Annotated in this window: 16 protein-coding genes and 1 pseudogene; 4 read left to right on the top strand and 13 right to left on the bottom strand. The window is 51.0% G+C overall.

Going from position 1 to position 16607, the window contains the following annotated elements; genetic code table 11:
- Nucleotides 1-5: 5 nt before the first annotated feature.
- The 6 genes from CHB92_RS07705 to cmk form a co-directional block, all read right to left on the bottom strand.
- On the bottom strand, nt 6-491 hold the full coding sequence (locus CHB92_RS07705; protein ID WP_089318611.1) for an ATP-dependent zinc protease family protein: 486 nt from the start codon (nt 489-491) through the stop codon (nt 6-8).
- Between the two features lie 131 nt (nt 492-622).
- A complete protein-coding gene (locus tag CHB92_RS07700) occupies nt 623-1834 on the bottom strand; it encodes a PQQ-dependent sugar dehydrogenase (RefSeq protein WP_245842371.1) in 1212 nt (403 codons plus the stop codon).
- A gap of 186 nt (nt 1835-2020) precedes the next feature.
- On the bottom strand, nt 2021-2827 hold the full coding sequence (locus tag CHB92_RS07695; protein ID WP_089318610.1) for an alpha/beta fold hydrolase: 807 nt from the start codon (nt 2825-2827) through the stop codon (nt 2021-2023).
- 92 nt (nt 2828-2919) lie between these two features.
- Nucleotides 2920-3462, bottom strand: a complete 543-nt coding sequence (locus CHB92_RS07690; protein ID WP_089318609.1) for a DUF502 domain-containing protein — start codon at nt 3460-3462, stop codon at nt 2920-2922.
- A gap of 79 nt (nt 3463-3541) precedes the next feature.
- A complete protein-coding gene (locus CHB92_RS07685; RefSeq protein ID WP_089318608.1) occupies nt 3542-4432 on the bottom strand; it encodes a 4-hydroxy-3-methylbut-2-enyl diphosphate reductase in 891 nt (296 codons plus the stop codon).
- Between the two features lie 10 nt (nt 4433-4442).
- Nucleotides 4443-5147, bottom strand: coding sequence for a (d)CMP kinase (gene cmk, locus CHB92_RS07680; RefSeq protein ID WP_089318607.1), 705 nt, complete (start codon nt 5145-5147; stop codon nt 4443-4445).
- A gap of 267 nt (nt 5148-5414) precedes the next feature.
- Here cmk and ade point away from each other — a divergent pair, with 267 nt between their 5' ends.
- Complete coding sequence (gene ade / locus CHB92_RS07675; protein WP_089318606.1) at nt 5415-7055, top strand: adenine deaminase; 1641 nt, start codon at nt 5415-5417, stop codon at nt 7053-7055.
- A gap of 30 nt (nt 7056-7085) precedes the next feature.
- On the top strand, nt 7086-7931 hold the full coding sequence (locus CHB92_RS07670; protein WP_089318605.1) for a sulfite exporter TauE/SafE family protein: 846 nt from the start codon (nt 7086-7088) through the stop codon (nt 7929-7931).
- A gap of 66 nt (nt 7932-7997) precedes the next feature.
- Here CHB92_RS07670 and CHB92_RS07665 read toward each other — a convergent pair whose 3' ends face one another.
- On the bottom strand, nt 7998-8438 hold the full coding sequence (locus tag CHB92_RS07665) for a response regulator (RefSeq protein WP_089318604.1): 441 nt from the start codon (nt 8436-8438) through the stop codon (nt 7998-8000).
- Nucleotides 8439-8895: 457 nt separating this feature from the next.
- Nucleotides 8896-9879 (bottom strand): annotated as a pseudogene (locus tag CHB92_RS07660) (PLP-dependent cysteine synthase family protein); the annotation flags it as partial.
- 338 nt (nt 9880-10217) lie between these two features.
- Between CHB92_RS07660 and sucD the strand changes: the two are divergent.
- On the top strand, nt 10218-11108 hold the full coding sequence (sucD, locus tag CHB92_RS07655) for a succinate--CoA ligase subunit alpha (protein ID WP_089318602.1): 891 nt from the start codon (nt 10218-10220) through the stop codon (nt 11106-11108).
- Nucleotides 11109-11260: 152 nt separating this feature from the next.
- On the opposite strand, the gene CHB92_RS07650 is transcribed toward sucD, so the two are convergent.
- The gene (locus CHB92_RS07650; protein ID WP_089318601.1) at nt 11261-12202 is read right to left on the bottom strand and encodes a hydrogen peroxide-inducible genes activator; all 942 of its coding nucleotides are present in this window, start codon (nt 12200-12202) and stop codon (nt 11261-11263) included.
- Between the two features lie 191 nt (nt 12203-12393).
- Here CHB92_RS07650 and CHB92_RS07645 point away from each other — a divergent pair, with 191 nt between their 5' ends.
- Nucleotides 12394-12867 carry a Dps family protein gene (locus CHB92_RS07645; protein ID WP_089318600.1) on the top strand — a complete coding sequence of 158 codons (474 nt, stop codon included), beginning with the start codon at nt 12394-12396 and terminating at the stop codon, nt 12865-12867.
- 126 nt (nt 12868-12993) lie between these two features.
- Here CHB92_RS07645 and proB read toward each other — a convergent pair whose 3' ends face one another.
- From proB to CHB92_RS07625, 4 genes are all read right to left on the bottom strand, one after another.
- Complete coding sequence (gene proB / locus CHB92_RS07640; RefSeq protein WP_089318599.1) at nt 12994-14082, bottom strand: glutamate 5-kinase; 1089 nt, start codon at nt 14080-14082, stop codon at nt 12994-12996.
- 144 nt (nt 14083-14226) lie between these two features.
- On the bottom strand, nt 14227-15825 hold the full coding sequence (gene rny, locus CHB92_RS07635) for a ribonuclease Y (protein ID WP_089318598.1): 1599 nt from the start codon (nt 15823-15825) through the stop codon (nt 14227-14229).
- A gap of 114 nt (nt 15826-15939) precedes the next feature.
- The gene (locus CHB92_RS07630; protein WP_089318597.1) at nt 15940-16227 is read right to left on the bottom strand and encodes a cell division protein ZapA; all 288 of its coding nucleotides are present in this window, start codon (nt 16225-16227) and stop codon (nt 15940-15942) included.
- A 79-nt stretch (nt 16228-16306) separates the two neighbouring features.
- Nucleotides 16307-16603 (bottom strand): hypothetical protein, encoded by a 297-nt coding sequence (locus CHB92_RS07625; protein ID WP_089318596.1) that lies wholly within the window; start codon nt 16601-16603, stop codon nt 16307-16309.
- Nucleotides 16604-16607 lie beyond the last annotated feature (4 nt).

The following is a 16607-nucleotide window of genomic DNA, read 5'->3' as shown; positions in this document are numbered from 1 at the left end:
TGCTTTTATTTCTGATTGTGTTTGATCTTGTACTTGCTTGCCAGGTTCTTGCGCGACACGTCTACGATAAACCTGTTTTTGAGCAGCTTGCGCCCGATGAGCACGGGATACTTCATGTCGCTGCGGTCTGATAAGGAAAACTCTGCCTCAAAGGTCTCCTCGAAGAACTTTATCTTCGTACGAATCACATAGCGCTCCTGCACCTCGCCAAAGGAGCTTTTTATCTCGCGCAGGTCATATTCCGCGAACTTCAGCTTTTTGTGGTTATACTGCGGGTGCGAGGGGTCCAGTAAGTCCAGCGCGATCACCTTTGTGCCATCCGGTCTCGTCTCCTCGTGGATGTCGGAGCAATGGATGGCAGAGGTGTAGGCACCTGTGTCTATCTTGGCTTCTATGTCATCAATGTCCAGCTCCGGGAAGGAGACGAGCTCCCGTCTCCCGATAATCCTTTTCTCCGGCTTTGGCTTTTTTTCTTTTTCCTCTTTTTTCATCAGCGGCTACTAGTGGTGCAGGCAATTGACTATGAACAATGCATCAAAAACGATGAATGGGTGTATAAGTGCCCTATGCTTGTAGGCTCAGGTTTAGCACTTACACGCCAACCCATCGTTTTAGCACTATGTTACTTGCTATACGTAATGCGGTAGATGGCATTGTTTGTATCGTCTGATACCAATAGCGATCCATCGGGCATTACCACTACGTCTACCGGGCGGCCCCACTCCTCCTGGCCCTCCAACCAGCCGGTTGCGAAAGGCTTGTAGTCCACAATCTCTCCGTTCTGCCCCTGCACAGCCTGCATTACGCGGTAACCGATTTTCTCGGACCGGTTCCAGGAGCCGTGCTCTGCCACAAAGATGTTGTTCTGGTACTCGCTCGGGAACATGTTGCCTGTGTAAAACTTCATGCCTAAAGAGGCACCGTGCGGCGTTAGTGTTCGCGCCGGCTGCACAAACTCGCTGCAGTCGCGTAGCTTGCCGAACTCCGGATCCTCGATGGTGCCGGCATGGCAGTAAGGATAACCGAAGTGCTGTCCTTTTTGTGTGGCGCGGTTCAGTTCGTCTGGCGGCAGGTTGTCGCCCAGCATGTCCCGGCCGTTGTCTGTAAAGTACAGGTTGTTGGTTTCCGGGTGCCAGTCGAAACCTACGCTGTTGCGTACCCCCTCGGCGTATACCTCCAGGCCAGTACCATCCGGATTCATACGGGTAATGGTCGCATAGATGGGATCTTCGGACTTACAGATGTTACAGGGAGCGCCTACCGGCACATACAGCTTATCGTCCGGGCCAAAGGCAATGTACTTCCAGCCGTGGTGCAGGTCACTTGGGAACTGATCGTTTACTACCTCGAACTTAGGTTTGTTGCGGAAGGTCTCCTCGATGTTCGGGAATCGAAGCACACGGTTTACCTCCGCCACGTACAGGTCACCGTTTCGGTATGCCACGCCGTTCGGCGTGTTTAATCCAGAGGCCACCTCAACAACCTCATCGGCCACGCCGTCTCTGTCCTCGTCCACCACCGCATACACGTTGTCGTTGCTGCGTGTGCCCACGAAAAGAATACCGGAAGGGCTTAACGCCATGGAGCGGGCATTTTCAACGTCCTTGGCATAATAGTCGATACGGAAGCCCTCGGGCAGGGCAATGCGCTCTAAGTCCGGATCCACCGGTCCGCTTGGCATGCCGATCTCGATGCCTTTGTCTATGGCCTGTGTAGTCTCAGTAGGGCCTGTTTTTGCAATGTCTTCGGCAGCATTTTCATTTTCAGAAGAACAACCTGTGCTAAAAGCGACAAGTACAGAGAAGCCTACAAACAGGCGGGCAGCTTTTTTCATGTGATGCGATACTTGATTTCAGTGATTGATATGAATTATGATTGGTTTAGCACGTAGAAACGCAGCCTCTCCACAAAACGCTAAGGTACTTATACTCTTATGTACGCACAATGTTTTTCAGTCCGCCCGTTGAGGCCAAGCACAAAACCATGCCTCACCCTTCTCATGTTCAATGCCTTAGCAGGCTCAGCCTTTCAGTCGCTTTTTATGTAAGAGCGTTGCCACCTCCTGCAACAGATGCGAGTGCCCGGCCTTTAAGATAACCAGCTCCCCTTTGTCCAGGGCATCGACAAACACGCCTACCCTTTTTGGGGAGATAACCTGATCATATTGGCCCAGAAACATGGTAACAGGAACCTTCTGCTTGTTTAGCAACCTTACTATGTGGCGAATGTCGAAGTTTAGCTGCCGGAAGCCAACCCAGCTGCGGTACACGCGCAGGCGCTTCGGTGTGCTGTCCATTTGGTTATGAGCAAAACGCAGGAGGCTCCGGTGCACCATGTTATAGCGGTCAAGCAGCCGCAGCAGCTTAAAGAAAAGCTCCGGCTTCAGTACCGTGCGTTTAAACAACTGCTGCAGCCAACCCGGGTAAGTGGCGATGTTGTACCAAAAGCTCGTCTTAATGCCGTCCGGCGCAATCAGGAAGAGCTCCTCTACCCGCTGCGGCATGCACTCCACCAGTGTAAGGGCAAACTTCCCCCCCATGCTAAAGCCCATCAGAGAGAACCTGTTAATACCCTTCTTCTCCAGGAAGTGCTCCGTAAAAGTTTTCAGCAGTTCTTTCTGGAGGGGCATGTGCTGCTTGTGCAGGTGGCTGCGCCCGTGAAAGAAAAGGTCGAAGGCATAGATGGTATAATCCTTCCCCAGTGCCTGCTCCATGGGCTGATAGTAGGCACTGCTTTGCCCATAGCCATGGAAGGCGAGCAGCACACGACTGCCCTGCCCGATTACCCGGTAGTGCAGTTTCGACTTTCCTTGAATTACGTAGGGCAAAGCAGTCAGAAATTAGCGTTACAGATTCTACCATCAGACAGGGGCTGCCAGTGAGGGGGCTGGCACTTTGTCCTTTGTCTTCCCTTCCTTCTCTAAAGCTTCGAGACGCCTCCAGACACAATAAACTTCATCACTTCGCTGCTCGGAATGTCCAGGTAGGTCACGTGGTGCCTGGGCACGAGGAAAAGCTCACCGGAGAAGTTATAGGAGTGCGGAAAATACACAGCTACTTTGTCCTCCACATTAATGCTTTTGAGCGACTCCTGCGTCACAAAACCGAGCTTGTAGTTCTCTGAGCTTTCTGTCATCTTCACCATCACCGGCTTGTTAAACTTCTGGTTATCGCCCACAAAGGCATCAAAAAGGTCTTTTACACTGGAATAGATAATGCTGATGATCGGTACTTTGTGGAACACCCGCTCTGTGATCAATAGAAAAGGCTTTACGAAAAAGGAGGAGCCGATAAAGCCTACCAGTGTCAGGAACACCAGCATCAAAAGGATACCCAGGCCGGGCACGCCCAAGTCAAACAGGCTGTCCAGCCAGTCAACAATAGCCACCACGATCCAGACCGTGATGGTGATGGGGGCAATGATAAGAAGTCCGTTTAAAAAATAGCGGATTAAGACTTTCATTCGTTCATTCACAAAAAAGGCTTTGCCGAAGCAAAGCCTAAATTAGCAAAATTGTAGTATAGTTTAGGTGCTATATATCCTACGCTTCCACAGCACTGATGGAGGAGATGTGGGCTGCTACCTGCTCCATGAGCCACATGGGCGTGGAAGTGGCCCCACAAATGCCCACACTGCTTGCCTGCTGAAACCACTCCTCCTGCAGCTCCTCCTCGTTTTCCACAAAGTAGCTGTTCGGGTTATGCTGCTTGCATACGCTGTAGAGGGCTTTTCCGTTCGAGCTTTTCTTGCCGCTCACAAACACAATGACGTCGTGCTCCGTGGAGAACCTGGCCAGCTGCGGCTCGCGGTTTGATACCTGCCGGCAGATACTGTCGTTGGCGCTGAAGGCGGGCTGTGCGCTATCCGCATTGGCCTGGCGAATCCGTTCCTCGATCAGCTCTTTGATGTGGTAAAAGCCTTTGGTGCTCTTCGTGGTCTGGCTGAAAAGGGTGACAGGCCGCGTAAAGTCTATCTTGTCCAGGTCTGCTTCTGTCGTTACAATAATCGCCTCATCCCCTGTCTGTCCGGCCAGTCCGATCACCTCGGCGTGCCCTACCTGTCCGTACAGCACAATCTGCCCCTTGTCGGGTTTGCCTGTGTCATAGGCATGCTTCACGCGGTTTTGCAGTTTCAGTACCACCGGGCAGGAAGCGTCTATCAACTCAATGTTATTCTCCAGGGCCAGCTTGTAGGTTTCCGGCGGCTCGCCATGCGCCCGGATCAGCACCTTGCAGTCGCGCAGCTCTTTTAGCTGCTCCCTGTCTATGATGCGCAGGCCCTTGTTGTAGAGACGCTGCACTTCCATGCTGTTATGAACTATGTCGCCGAGGCAGTACAGCTCTTCGCTGTGTTCCATCTCGTCTTCTGCCATCTGAATGGCGAACTCCACGCCAAAACAATAGCCAGAGTTTTTATCTATCGTTACGTTCATTTTCTTCGTTTCAGTTCTTCGGCAAAGTCACTTCGTTTCTCAGGATTCTGGAGGTTACTTTTTCAAGTACAAACTCCACCTGCTCGTCTATGGTCATGTGCGAAGTATCTAACAAGTGGGCATCTTCGGCACGGCGCAAAGGGCTCTCCTTTCGGGTAGAGTCAATATGGTCACGCTTCTGCAGGTTCTCCTTTATCTCGTCCAGGTTTACCAGCTGCTTTTTCTCCAGCAACTCTACCTGCCGGCGTTTCGCACGGGTATCCACGTCTGCCGTCATAAAGACCTTTACCTCGGCATCCGGAAACACGGCCGTGCCGATGTCGCGGCCATCCATTACCACCCCGCGCCTGCGGCCCATCTTCTGCTGTTGCGCCACCATGGCTCTCCTCACCTCCGGTACTACACTTACTTCACTAACGTTGTTCGAGATATACATTCTGCGGATCTCGTCCTCCACGTTCAGTCCATTCAGGTAAACTTCGTTCCGTTTGGTCTTCGGGTTATAGTGGAACTCAATCTCTATGTTATCCAGCGCCTCCTTTACTTCCTTGGGATTGGTTAGGGACACGTGGTTTTGAAGAAAATACAACGTAACCGCTCTGTACATGGCACCGGTATCAATATAAGCATAACCTAATTCAGCTGCTACAAGTTTGGCCGTGGTGCTTTTACCGCATGAGGAATATCCATCAAGTGCGACTACAATTTTCTTCATGAGAATGAGGTACTGTAAAAAAGGAATTAGTTGGAATCGCAAGGACAAGGCAACTTGCCAAGCTTGCTTTTACGTTTTAGGGAAGCAGTCTTTTTTTGCTGAGGCGTTTTGGCAGTGCAGCCAGCCAACGGACCGGCGGCCAGGAAACTTGCTAAAACGAGGTACGAAATTAACTTTCTCAAAACGACTGATTTTAATGCAAAGATAAAGTAATTTACACTTTTACGCCCACTTTAGAGGCAATTTTCAAAACTAACACAGATCCCCATGCCTACCAACTTTAACGTTAGCGGACGCATTATCGACATACACCGACAAGAGATTTACCCGGGCACCGTTCATGTGTCAAACGGGTGCATTTCTAAAATAGTTCGGGAAGCCACCGAGGCGACAGACTACATCTTACCCGGCTTTGTTGATGCCCATGTGCACGTAGAAAGCTCGATGCTGGTACCCTGTGAGTTTGCCCGGCTGGCCGTGCCGCACGGTACCGTTGCCACTGTTTCGGATCCCCATGAGATCGGGAACGTGCTTGGCCTGAAGGGCGTGGAGTACATGATCGAGAACGGCAAAAAAGTGCCTTTTAAATTTTACTTCGGGGCGCCATCCTGTGTTCCGGCCACCCCTTTCGAAACCGCCGGCGCGGAGGTTACCGCCGCTGACATAGAGAAACTCTTCCAGCGCGAGGAGATAAAGTACCTGGCCGAGATGATGAACTGGCCGGGTACCTTGCAGCGCGACCCGGTGGTGATGGAGAAGATTGAACTGGCGAAAAAATACGGCAAAGCGGTGGACGGGCACGCCCCGGGCCTGATGGGCGAGCAGGCCGCACAGTACGCCTCCGCAGGTATCAGCACCGACCACGAGTGCTTTACAGCGGAAGAGGCCCTGGACAAGCTGGCCGTGGGGATGAAGATCCTGATACGGGAGGGCAGCGCAGCCAAGAACTTCGAGGCATTGATCCCGCTCCTTCCAGAGCACTTCCGCAACATCATGTTCTGCTCAGACGACAAGCACCCGGATAACCTGGTAGAAGGACATATTAATCTGCTGGTAAAACGTGCCCTGGCAAAGGGCCAAGACCTGTTCCACGTACTGCAGGCTGCCTGCGTAAACCCCGTAGAGCACTATAAGCTGGAGGTAGGCCTGCTCCGCGAAGGCGACCCGGCAGACTTTATATTGATTGACAGCCCGGAAAACTTCAACATCCAAGCAACTTACATCAACGGGCAACTGGTGGCAGAACAGGCCAGTTCTAAGATCGCATTCACAGAGAGTGAGGAAATCAATAACTTCCATACCTCCCACAAGGCTCCGGAACAGTTTGCTGTGCCGGCAACCGATGTGGCCCGCATCCGGGTGATCGAGGCCTTTGACGGGCAGCTGATCACGAAGGAAGCATGGGCAAGCCCGACAGTAACGAACGGCTTTATTGTACCCGATGTAGCACAGGACCTGCTCAAGATAACCGTGGTAAACCGTTACGAAGAAGCGGAACCCGCCGTGGCTTTTATCAAAAACATAGGATTGAAGGAAGGGGCCATCGCCTCCTCTGTGGGGCACGACTCCCACAACATTGTGGCGGTTGGCGTGGACGATGATAGTATTGCCCGGGCGGTGAATCTGATCATAGAAGCAAAGGGCGGTGTGGCTGCCGTGAGCATTGGTAAGTCGCAACTGTTACCCTTACCGGTGGCCGGTATTATGTCTGCTGATGACGGCTATAAGGTAGCCGAACATTACGCCGCCCTGGACCGGATGGCCAAAGAAATGGGCAGTAAACTGGCCTCGCCGTTCATGACGCTTTCCTTCATGGCCTTGCTTGTTATCCCGTCGCTGAAGCTCAGCGACAAGGGCCTTTTCAACGGGGATGAATTTAAATTCGTACCTGTAGCAGAAAAAAGCTAACAAAAGAAAGGCCTGTAACAGGCGCAGCACATGCAGGACGCAATACTTTTTATAGTAGGTGTGCTGGTGAGCGGATTTGGCGTAACCGTTGGGTTCGGGGGAGGCGTTTTCCTGGTCCCCATCCTCATCATCTTCTTCGGCTACAACATTGAGATCGCCATTGGTTCTACCATGTCTGCCATGGTACCAGCCGCTATCATCGCTTCCGCCTTTAATTTCCGCGACCGCAGCATTGATTACCTGGTAGGCACCCTGATCCAGCTCCCGGCTATGGCGGGCACGGTGCTGGGCGCTTTCCTGGTGGCGTTTCTGCCGGTGCGCCAGTTACAGTTTGGTTTCGCGCTTTTTGTGTTAGGGATCGGTGTTATCATGCTCTTGCCCAAGCCCAGGAAAGAACGGCTGAAGCGTACGGGTATGATGTACCGTATCCGCCGCATGCCCACTTCCTTTATCCGGAAGAACCGCGCCAAGCACTTAGCTTACCGGCTAAATGGTGGAGTCGTCTCGCTGTTTGGGCTTATATCAGGCACTGTCGCGGGTTTGTTCGGGATTGGCGGGGGCTTTCTGCAGACCCCGATGATGATCAAGCTCTTCAGGATGCCGGCTGTTATCGCCACCTCCACCTCGTTGTTTATCCTGGTGGTCACCAGCATTACAGGCTTTATCAGTCATTTCCTGTTAGGCAACGTGATCTGGAACCGCAGCCTGCCCCTGATGCTGGCTTTCGGTGTGGGGGCCCTCTTAGGGAACCTCTTTAAGCGCAAGAGGCAGCGGAGCCGAAACCTGGAGAACCTGATAGGGATCGGCCTTCTTCTGGCGGGCCTGGGCGTAATGGCCAACCTGGCGCTTCGGTCCAACGGCGGCTTCTCGTTTTAGACAAAAAGCAAAGGGGCTACTTGATCAAGTAGCCCCTTTGCTTTTTGTGTCAATAGAGCCGAGTTTTTAGCTCTCCTGCTTATCTTTTTCGGCAAAATGCCTCTCCAGCAACTGATTCACCTTTTCGGCAGTCAGCGGCTTGGTAAGGTACGCTGCATTATACTTTTTAGAATTGGCCGTATCCTGTGGGTGCGTGGAGGTGGTGAGCACAGCCATTATTATGCCTTTGCGGAAGTTCTCATCCAGGCGCTCATACAGATCCAGCATTTCGAAGCCGTCCATCACGGGCATGTTAATGTCCAGAAAGATCAGCTCCGGCTGAAAGTAATCTTTACTCTCCGTCTCGTAATTCCTGTTACTAACGTTGTACAGGTAATCGAATGCCTGTTTCCCGTTTACAAAGGTCCGGATGTTTTCCGTTACCTCCATCCTATCCAGCAAGCGCTGATTCAGAAAATTCGTTGTATCGTCGTCATCAATAAGTAGGACGCCTGATAGTTTTCTCATATTAAACTTAGACTCAAAATACAGAGCAACAGAATAAAAGGCCTTAACAGCTGTAAAAAGCCCGTAGCCTTTTTAACTTGTATACCTTCTTACACGCAAAATTATGCAATCCGAAGCATACCCGTAACCTAACTTTCTCTATGGTTTAGTGCCACCTTACTTTCTCATGCTGTTGAAGTAAAGCTGGAATCCGTTTATACCTTTATCCTGAAAAAGGGCGTTACAAGCTAAAAACAGTTCCTAAAACAGAACAAGTGCCCTTTCATACAAAGCACCCATCCTTCTTTTCTTAGGTTAGCACGCATAATGGTTATACTCCATCAGTTGCTATACGTTGCTTATCTGCCCGACATTATACAAAAAACAAGCACAGGAATTTAAGCGTTGGACTCAAACTCCTGTGCAAGCTAGTAAAATATTAACTAGTAGGAAAATATTAACTATTTTGTATACTCTAATCGATATAACCCTGGGCTCTCATCCAGTCATCGTTGTAAAGCTTGGCGAGGTAACGGGAGCCGTGGTCCGGCAATATGACCACCAGCATGTCCTCCTCCGTCAGGTTCTGCTCACGGGCATACTCCAGCGCACCGAAAACAGCCGAGCCACCGGACCAGCCCACAAAGAGGCCTTCCTCCTTGGCCAGTCTTCTTGTCATCACAGCGCCGTCTTTATCCGTTACTTTAATGAAAGTATCGATCAGGTCGAAGTTCACGTTCTTTGGCAGGATGTCCTCTCCGATGCCTTCCGTAGAGTAAGGGTAGATCTCCTTCTCATCAAAGATGCCCGTCTCCTTGTATTTCTTGAACACAGAACCATAGGTATCTACCCCAACGGTGATCAGGCCTGGCTTCTGCTCTTTTAAGAACTGGGAAGTACCGGACACAGTACCGCCCGTTCCGACCCCTGTCACAAAGTGTGTGATTTTCCCCTCTGTCTGCTCCCAGATCTCAGGGCCAGTGGTCTCGTAGTGCGCTACGGTGTTCGACATGTTGTCGTACTGGTTTGGGTAGAACGAGTTAGGGATCTCCTGGTTTAGGCGCCGGGCCACAGAATAGTAAGAATCCGGATGATCTGGTGCCACATTGGTCGGGCACACAATCACCTCGGCTCCTACGGCCTTCAGCACGTCGATCTTCTCCTTGCTTTGCTTGTCTGATAAAGTAAAGATGCACTTATAGCCCTTGGCAATGGCCGTCAGGGCCAGCCCCATACCCGTATTGCCTGAGGTACCTTCGATAATGGTACCGCCCGGCTTCAAGATACCGGCCGCCTCCGCATCCTCAATCATTTTGATGGCCATGCGGTCTTTGATGGAGTTCCCCGGGTTCAGGTACTCTACTTTGGCAAGTATGGTGGCTTTTACACCTTCTGTTACTTTGTTTAGTTTTACAAGAGGAGTGTTACCGATTGCCTCAGTAATATGGTTCAGATACTTCATCCGTTCTTTTTTTGAATTCGGGTGCAAAGGTAAGGATTTATATTGTTTTACTTATTTTTGTCATGCACAGCAACAGTGGCACAGCCAATTAGCCCTGTGCTGTCTTCTAATACGGTTTTTTACCCTTAAAAGATAGACACCATCGGAGGCCAGGCCCATGATCAGGGTGTTGCTCCTGCCAGCTAAACAACAGAGTTTTAGGTACAACTTGTTCCTCTCCCAAGTATCGGTATTGGCTATATTAGAGGCAACTATTTTTTGCATGGGCAGCAAAAAAGCCTATTTTTGCACAAGCTTTTATAGTTGGACCGTCTATACATAAACTAAAAAATATACACATGAGTGTTTTAGTAAATAAAGATTCGAAAGTGATTGTGCAGGGATTCACAGGCTCTGAAGGTTCATTCCACGCATCACAGATGATTGAGTACGGCACAAACGTAGTTGGTGGTGTTACTCCAGGCAAAGGTGGCGCTAACCACCTGGAACTTCCTGTTTTCAACACAGTGGAGGAAGCTGTGAAAAGAACAGGCGCTGATGTATCCATCATCTTCGTTCCGCCAGCTTTTGCTGCTGACGCTATCATGGAAGCTGCCGATGCGGGCATCAAAGTTATCGTGGCTATTACAGAAGGCATTCCGGTAAAAGACATGGTAGCGGCTAAAAACTACCTGAAAGGCAAAGACGTTACCCTGATCGGCCCTAACTGCCCAGGCGTTATCACTCCGGGTGAGGCGAAGGTGGGTATCATGCCAGGTTTCGTCTTCAAGCCAGGTCGTATCGGCATCGTGTCTAAATCCGGTACGTTGACGTATGAGGCCGCTGACCAGATCGTGAAGGCAGGCCTTGGTATCTCTACAGCCATTGGTATCGGTGGTGACCCAATCATCGGCACCCCAACAAAAGACGCAGTGGAGCTATTGATGAACGACCCTGACACAGACGCGATCGTGATGATCGGCGAGATCGGCGGTAACTATGAGGCCATGGCTTCCAAGTACATCAGCGAGACAGGCAACAAGAAGCCGGTAGTTGGCTTTATTGCTGGCCAGACAGCACCTCCAGGACGCCGCATGGGCCACGCTGGTGCGATTGTAGGTGGTGCTGAAGACACTGCTGCCGCTAAAATGAAAATCATGCGCGAGAACGGCATCCACGTAGTGGAGTCCCCTGCCGAGATCGGCGACGCGATGGTAAAAGCGCTTCAGGAAGCTGGTATCAACGCTTAATCTGATAATAAAACTGCATGCTGCTCTTCGAGCATGTGCGACATAAACAAGAAGAGGCTGCCCGTTAAGGCAGCCTCTTCTTGTTTAAACCTATCTCTTTGCCTTCCTGGCCTGTAGAGGGGAAGCAGGCCTGATAAGCTTCGGGTTCCTTCCTATTTTACAGCTATAACCTGCTCTTTCTTTCTGTTTCTGATTTCCTCCGGAATGGAGGCCATAATTTCTTGCTGCAGGGCCTGTATTAGTTTTTTCTTTAAAAAGCTGCGATGCACCACCAGGCTTACCTCGCGCAGGGGCTGTGGCTCCTCAAAAGGGCGAATAAGCCGGCGCTTTTCATTCGGTAACTCCAACACAGAGAGTTCAGGTAGGAGCGTCAGGCCATGCTGCGTCTCCACGATGCGCTTGAGAGTCTCCAGGGATCCGCTTTTGTAGTCCAGGTGCCCCTTTTGCCCGCTGACAGTCCCTGCGCGGTTACAGATGTTCAGCACTTGACTGCGGAAGCAGTGTCCTTCATTCAACACCCACAGCTCGTCCAGGTCCAGCTGGTTGGGGCTGATGGCCTCCTGCTTTGCTAGTGGATGGGCGGGGTTAATGTAGGTTACAAAAGCTTCGTAAAACAGGGGCAACTCCTTAATGGATTTATTGCTCAGTGGAGTTACCAACAAGCCCACGTCTAACTGCTCATGGTTCAGCTTCTCCACGATCTGGTCTGTCAGCAGCTCCTGCACTACCAACTGCACGTGGGGGTGCTTCTCCAGAAAGCCCGTTACAAACAGGGGGATCAGGTAAGGGGCCAGTGTCGGGATAACGCCGATGCGCAGCTCTCCGCTCAGCTCCTGCTTCTGGTTCTGCACAATCTCCTGTATCTTCTTCGACTCAGCCAGCACCACGCGTGCCTGCGCGATGATCTCCTTCCCTATCTCGGTGGGCCGCACCGGCACACGGCTTCGGTCGAATAGCTGCACGCCCAGTTCCTCTTCAAGTTTCTGTAACTGCATGCTCAGCGTAGGCTGCGTGACAAAGCAGTGCTCGGCCGCAGTGGCGAAATGGCGATGGGTATCTACAGCTACTAAGTATTCCAACTGTACTAAGGTCATGCGGGAAGATCAGAAAGGCTTGTGTTTAATTTGATTACGCTTTATCTCCTACTGTGGTAGTCACATAGAGCTGCGCAAAAATACATCATAGACGTGACCTATAAAAGCATAGTAACTATCAATTTGATATATATAACAAAAACTAGGACCTTTGTGTCGACGCAAATGAACGACTAAGACTAAAATAAAACATGGAAGAACTAAACAGAATAGGACAGGAAAGAGAAACAAGTATTCAGGTAGCAGAAGGGTTAAACAGTCTGTTGGCCAGTTACCACCTATACTACCAGAACCTGCGCGGATTCCACTGGAACATCAAAGGCGAGCACTTTTTTCAGCTGCACGACAAGTTTGAAGAGCTCTATAACGGCGCCCTTGTAAAAATTGATGCCATTGCGGAACGCATCCTGACTATCGGCCAGCAGCCTCTGCATACTTTCTCCGATTACATACAGGCATCCCAGATAGAAGAAGCTAAAAACCTGCATACAGGCAAAGAGACCGTGAGTACGACCCGCGATAACCTAAAGGTACTCTTACAGCTCGAGCGCCAGATTCTTATCGTAGCGGCAGAAGCAGGTGACGAGGGAACCGTGTCCCTGTTAAGCGAAGACATTAACGAAAACGAGAAGACCGTCTGGATGCTAAATGCTTTCCTTAGCTAAGCAAACCTTTAAACTAATTCTACCCAATCTGTTATATAGCAAAAGCACCTGCAGGTTCTGCAAGTGCTTTTCTTTTTATACCCGGCCCCGTTCATGCAAGCCTGGCAACTCTGTAGAGGAGACACCTTAGGCCATATCCGGGTTTAAGAAAAGATAATCGTAGTGCACCAGGGGCCTTTGTTCTTTATGGCCTATATGCTCTGTCGCGTTTTCTGAGTCGTACTCCGCTATCCCCAGTCCCACCAACTTCTCCGTTTCATCCACCAGCTTTACGATGTCGCCTTTCTTAAAGGCTCCACGGATAGCCGTAACGCCTACCAGAAGCAGGCTGGTAGCCTTAGGGGAGGTCAAGGCCTGCTTTGCCCCTTCATTTATCTGCACCACTCCTTTCGCACTATCCTCGGAGTGCGCCAGCCACTTCTTCTTTCCTGAGGCTGCCTTTTTGGGAGTAAACCTGGTGTTGATCAACTCCTCATCTAATAAGCGGGTCAGCACGTTTTGGGTTGTGCCGTTAGCAATGTGCACTGCAATGCCTAAAGCGGCCACTTTGCGGGCCATGTAGCTTTTGGTCAGCATGCCGCCTCTGCCGAACTGCGAACGCTGCGTGCTGATAAAGGAGGCCAGGTCCGTGGCATCATGGCCTATCTCTTCTATCACCTTCGTCCCCTCCTCCTTCGGATTCCCGTTGTAGATGCCGTCCACGTTCGAGAGAATAAGCAGGGCGTCGGCGTTCAAGGCGGAAGCAACCAAACCAGCCAACTCGTCATTATCCGTAAACATCAGCTCTGTAACCGACACCACATCATTCTCATTAACGATCGGGATGATGTGGTGCTGCAACAGGACCTGAAAGCAGTTCTGCATGTTCTGGTAATGCTGCCTGTCGCGGAAGTCCTCTTTCGTTACGAGTACTTGCGCGCACACCAGATCATGCTTCCCAAACAGTGCAGTATAGGTGTTAATAAGTTTTACCTGCCCCACTGCTGCCAGTAATTGCCGGGTAGCCACAGCATCGAACTTTTCAGAAACGGTGACCAGGCTCCTACCCGATGCCACAGCCCCCGAGGAAACCAGGATTACCTCTTTGCCCTGCTTTTTTATCTCGGTGATCTGCTCTACCAGGTGCGCTATTCTGTCCAGGTCCGGCATGCCATTCGCCTGGGTGAGCACGTTTGAGCCAATCTTAATAATAATTCTGTTGTAAGGGAGCGCCATGGGCTTCGGGGTTTAGCAAGAACAAGTATAGTATAAAATCAGAAAAGAAGAGAGCCCCTGCCCTCTTTTTACTGCTCCTGCAAAACAAAACCGCCTGCCACGAGAGCGGCAGGCGGTTAACCTTAATTTATATCAGGGGTAAGCTTACTTGGCATAACTGATGGCACGCATTTCCCGGATAACGGTAATCTTTATCTGACCAGGGTACTGCATTTCTTTTTCGATCTTTTGGGAGATATCAAAAGAAAGCTGTGCTGCTCTTTCATCTGTCACGTTATCGGCATCTACCATCACGCGCAGCTCACGGCCGGCTTGGATGGCGTAGCACTGGTTTACACCGTCGAACGACACGGCGGCTTCTTCCAGCTCCTTCAGACGCTTGATGTAAGACTCCATGATCTCACGACGGGCGCCTGGTCTAGAACCGGAAATGGCGTCGCAAGCCTGCACTAACGGAGAAATCATGGCTGTCATTTCAACCTCATCGTGGTGCGCCCCAATGGCGTTGCACACATCCGGATGCTCTTTGTACTTCTTGGCCAGCTCCATACCGATGATGGCGTGTGGCAGTTCCGGCTCGTCTGGCGTTACTTTGCCAATGTCGTGTAACAGACCGGCACGCTTCGCATGCTTCACGTTCAGGCCCAGCTCAGCCGCCATGGTGGCGCAGAGGTTGGCTACCTCACGGGAGTGCTGCAACAGGTTCTGCCCATAAGATGAGCGGAAACGCATGCGGCCCACCATCTTGATCAGCTCAGGGTGCAGTCCATGGATACCTAAATCAATGGCAGTACGCTCACCAATCTCCACGATCTCCTCTTCGATGTTTTTACGGGTTTTGGAAACCACCTCCTCAATACGAGCCGGGTGAATACGGCCATCGGCTACCAGGCGGTGCAAGGACAGACGTGCGATCTCACGGCGAACCGGGTCAAAGCCAGAGATAATGATGGCCTCCGGGGTGTCGTCCACAATGATCTCCACGCCTGTGGCCGCCTCCAGGGCGCGGATGTTACGGCCTTCCCGGCCGATGATCTTGCCCTTGATGTCGTCGCTTTCGATGTTGAACACCGACACGCAGTTCTCGATGGCATGCTCCGCGGCCGTGCGCTGGATGGTCTCGATCACGATCTTCTTCGCCTCTTTGGTAGCGGTAAGCTTGGCCTGTGCCACCACATCTTTGATGTGCGAAGAGGCCTGTGTCTGTGCCTCGTTTTTGAGGGCCTCCACCAGCTGCTCGCGGGCTTCGGAAGCCGTCAGGCCGGCGATCTTCTCGAGCTGCCCCACTATTTCCTTGTGCTGCTGCTCTACCTCCTCTTTGCGCTTCTTAAGCTGCTCCAGTTGGGTATGCAGGTGCTCTTTTTCTTTGTCTACCTGCGCGGTTAGCTGCTCTTTCTCTTTGTGCAGGTCTGCTTCCAGGCGCTTGGCCTGCTCCATTTGCTTCTGCACCTGCTGTTCGCGCTGCTTTACCTTGTTTTCGTTCTGGATGATGATGTTCTTTTTCTTGCTCATCTCCTCCTCAAACTCCGACTTCAGCTTCAGGTACTTTTCCTTGGCCTCCAGGATGCGGTCTTTCTTAATACTCTCGGCATTGATCTCCGCCTCACGGACAATGTTCTTGGCGCGCTGGCGTGCCTCTTCCTCCTGCTGCTTGTACACTTTCTGCAGCAGCGATCGCCCAATGAACACGCCCACTCCGAGCGCTACGATGGCTGTTAATACTAAATAAAGGATATCGGGCATAACTATACGTTTTTGGGTTAACTAAAAACTATAGCAGTGCCTTGCTAAATAAGACAGGTAAGGCCTTGGGCCTAAACGTTGGGTGTTAAGCAGTGCGCCGGAATGCTACAAAGGCTACTTACTTGCCGATGATAAAAGTTCGTCCAAAACATTCAGCTGTTGGCCTATGTCGGATACATGGGAGGTTTTCTCATCCTCCAGCTTCATCTTCTCGGCCATCGTCTCAAACGCCACCATAGCCAGCAGATCCTGCTTGTCCTGTATCCCAAACTGATCCTTGTAAAAGCGCATGCGCTCGTTCAGGACCTTTCCAACAACACGAATTCTTTCTTCTTCCTCTTCCTTCACTCGCATCGGATACTCGCGTTCTGCGATGCGGATTTTTATAGATAATTCACCCATCCGTTGCGTAGTTTATGGTAGTGCTTGCTCAGGTGCTTTCATAGCTTTCGGAGCCCGAAGGCTCCTTACATGCTCTTGCTCAGTCCTGTAGGTAAGCGATACACTTATCGATTTCCCTAATATATTCGTTTAGTTTGAGCTTTAACTCTGTCGAATTCGCAGGGTTTCCTGCTATCGTGTCTACAATTTTAACAATATTCTCCTGATTTTGAAAATTTTTTATCTGCTGTTCTTTCTCCTCCACTAAGCCCTCCAGAAACTTAATTTCCTCCTGGGCCTGGGCCAGCCGCTGCTGCACCTCGGTATAATGGGTCAGGAGCTTACGCAGCTTATTTTCAATATGCTGGAGCTGTTGTAGTTGCTTTTCTTTTGCCATAACA

The organism is Pontibacter ummariensis (assembly GCF_900188175.1).
In the GTDB taxonomy this organism is placed as follows: domain Bacteria; phylum Bacteroidota; class Bacteroidia; order Cytophagales; family Hymenobacteraceae; genus Pontibacter; species Pontibacter ummariensis.
This window is presented reverse-complemented; position numbering and strand designations above follow the sequence as displayed.

Coding starts and splice junctions, on each gene's coding strand:
- CHB92_RS07630 (WP_089318597.1), bottom strand. CDS start 16,227: ATGGGTGAATTATCTATAAAAATCCGCATCGCAGAACGCGAGTATCCG.
- CHB92_RS07625 (WP_089318596.1), bottom strand. CDS start 16,603: ATGGCAAAAGAAAAGCAACTACAACAGCTCCAGCATATTGAAAATAAG.
- CHB92_RS07705 (WP_089318611.1), bottom strand. CDS start 491: ATGAAAAAAGAGGAAAAAGAAAAAAAGCCAAAGCCGGAGAAAAGGATT.
- CHB92_RS07685 (WP_089318608.1), bottom strand. CDS start 4,432: ATGAACGTAACGATAGATAAAAACTCTGGCTATTGTTTTGGCGTGGAG.
- proB (WP_089318599.1), bottom strand. CDS start 14,082: ATGGCGCTCCCTTACAACAGAATTATTATTAAGATTGGCTCAAACGTG.
- rny (WP_089318598.1), bottom strand. CDS start 15,825: ATGCCCGATATCCTTTATTTAGTATTAACAGCCATCGTAGCGCTCGGA.
- CHB92_RS07670 (WP_089318605.1), top strand. CDS start 7,086: ATGCAGGACGCAATACTTTTTATAGTAGGTGTGCTGGTGAGCGGATTT.
- CHB92_RS07665 (WP_089318604.1), bottom strand. CDS start 8,438: ATGAGAAAACTATCAGGCGTCCTACTTATTGATGACGACGATACAACG.
- sucD (WP_089318602.1), top strand. CDS start 10,218: ATGAGTGTTTTAGTAAATAAAGATTCGAAAGTGATTGTGCAGGGATTC.
- CHB92_RS07690 (WP_089318609.1), bottom strand. CDS start 3,462: ATGAAAGTCTTAATCCGCTATTTTTTAAACGGACTTCTTATCATTGCC.
- cmk (WP_089318607.1), bottom strand. CDS start 5,147: ATGAAGAAAATTGTAGTCGCACTTGATGGATATTCCTCATGCGGTAAA.
- CHB92_RS07700 (WP_245842371.1), bottom strand. CDS start 1,834: ATGAAAAAAGCTGCCCGCCTGTTTGTAGGCTTCTCTGTACTTGTCGCT.
- CHB92_RS07645 (WP_089318600.1), top strand. CDS start 12,394: ATGGAAGAACTAAACAGAATAGGACAGGAAAGAGAAACAAGTATTCAG.
- ade (WP_089318606.1), top strand. CDS start 5,415: ATGCCTACCAACTTTAACGTTAGCGGACGCATTATCGACATACACCGA.
- CHB92_RS07650 (WP_089318601.1), bottom strand. CDS start 12,202: ATGACCTTAGTACAGTTGGAATACTTAGTAGCTGTAGATACCCATCGC.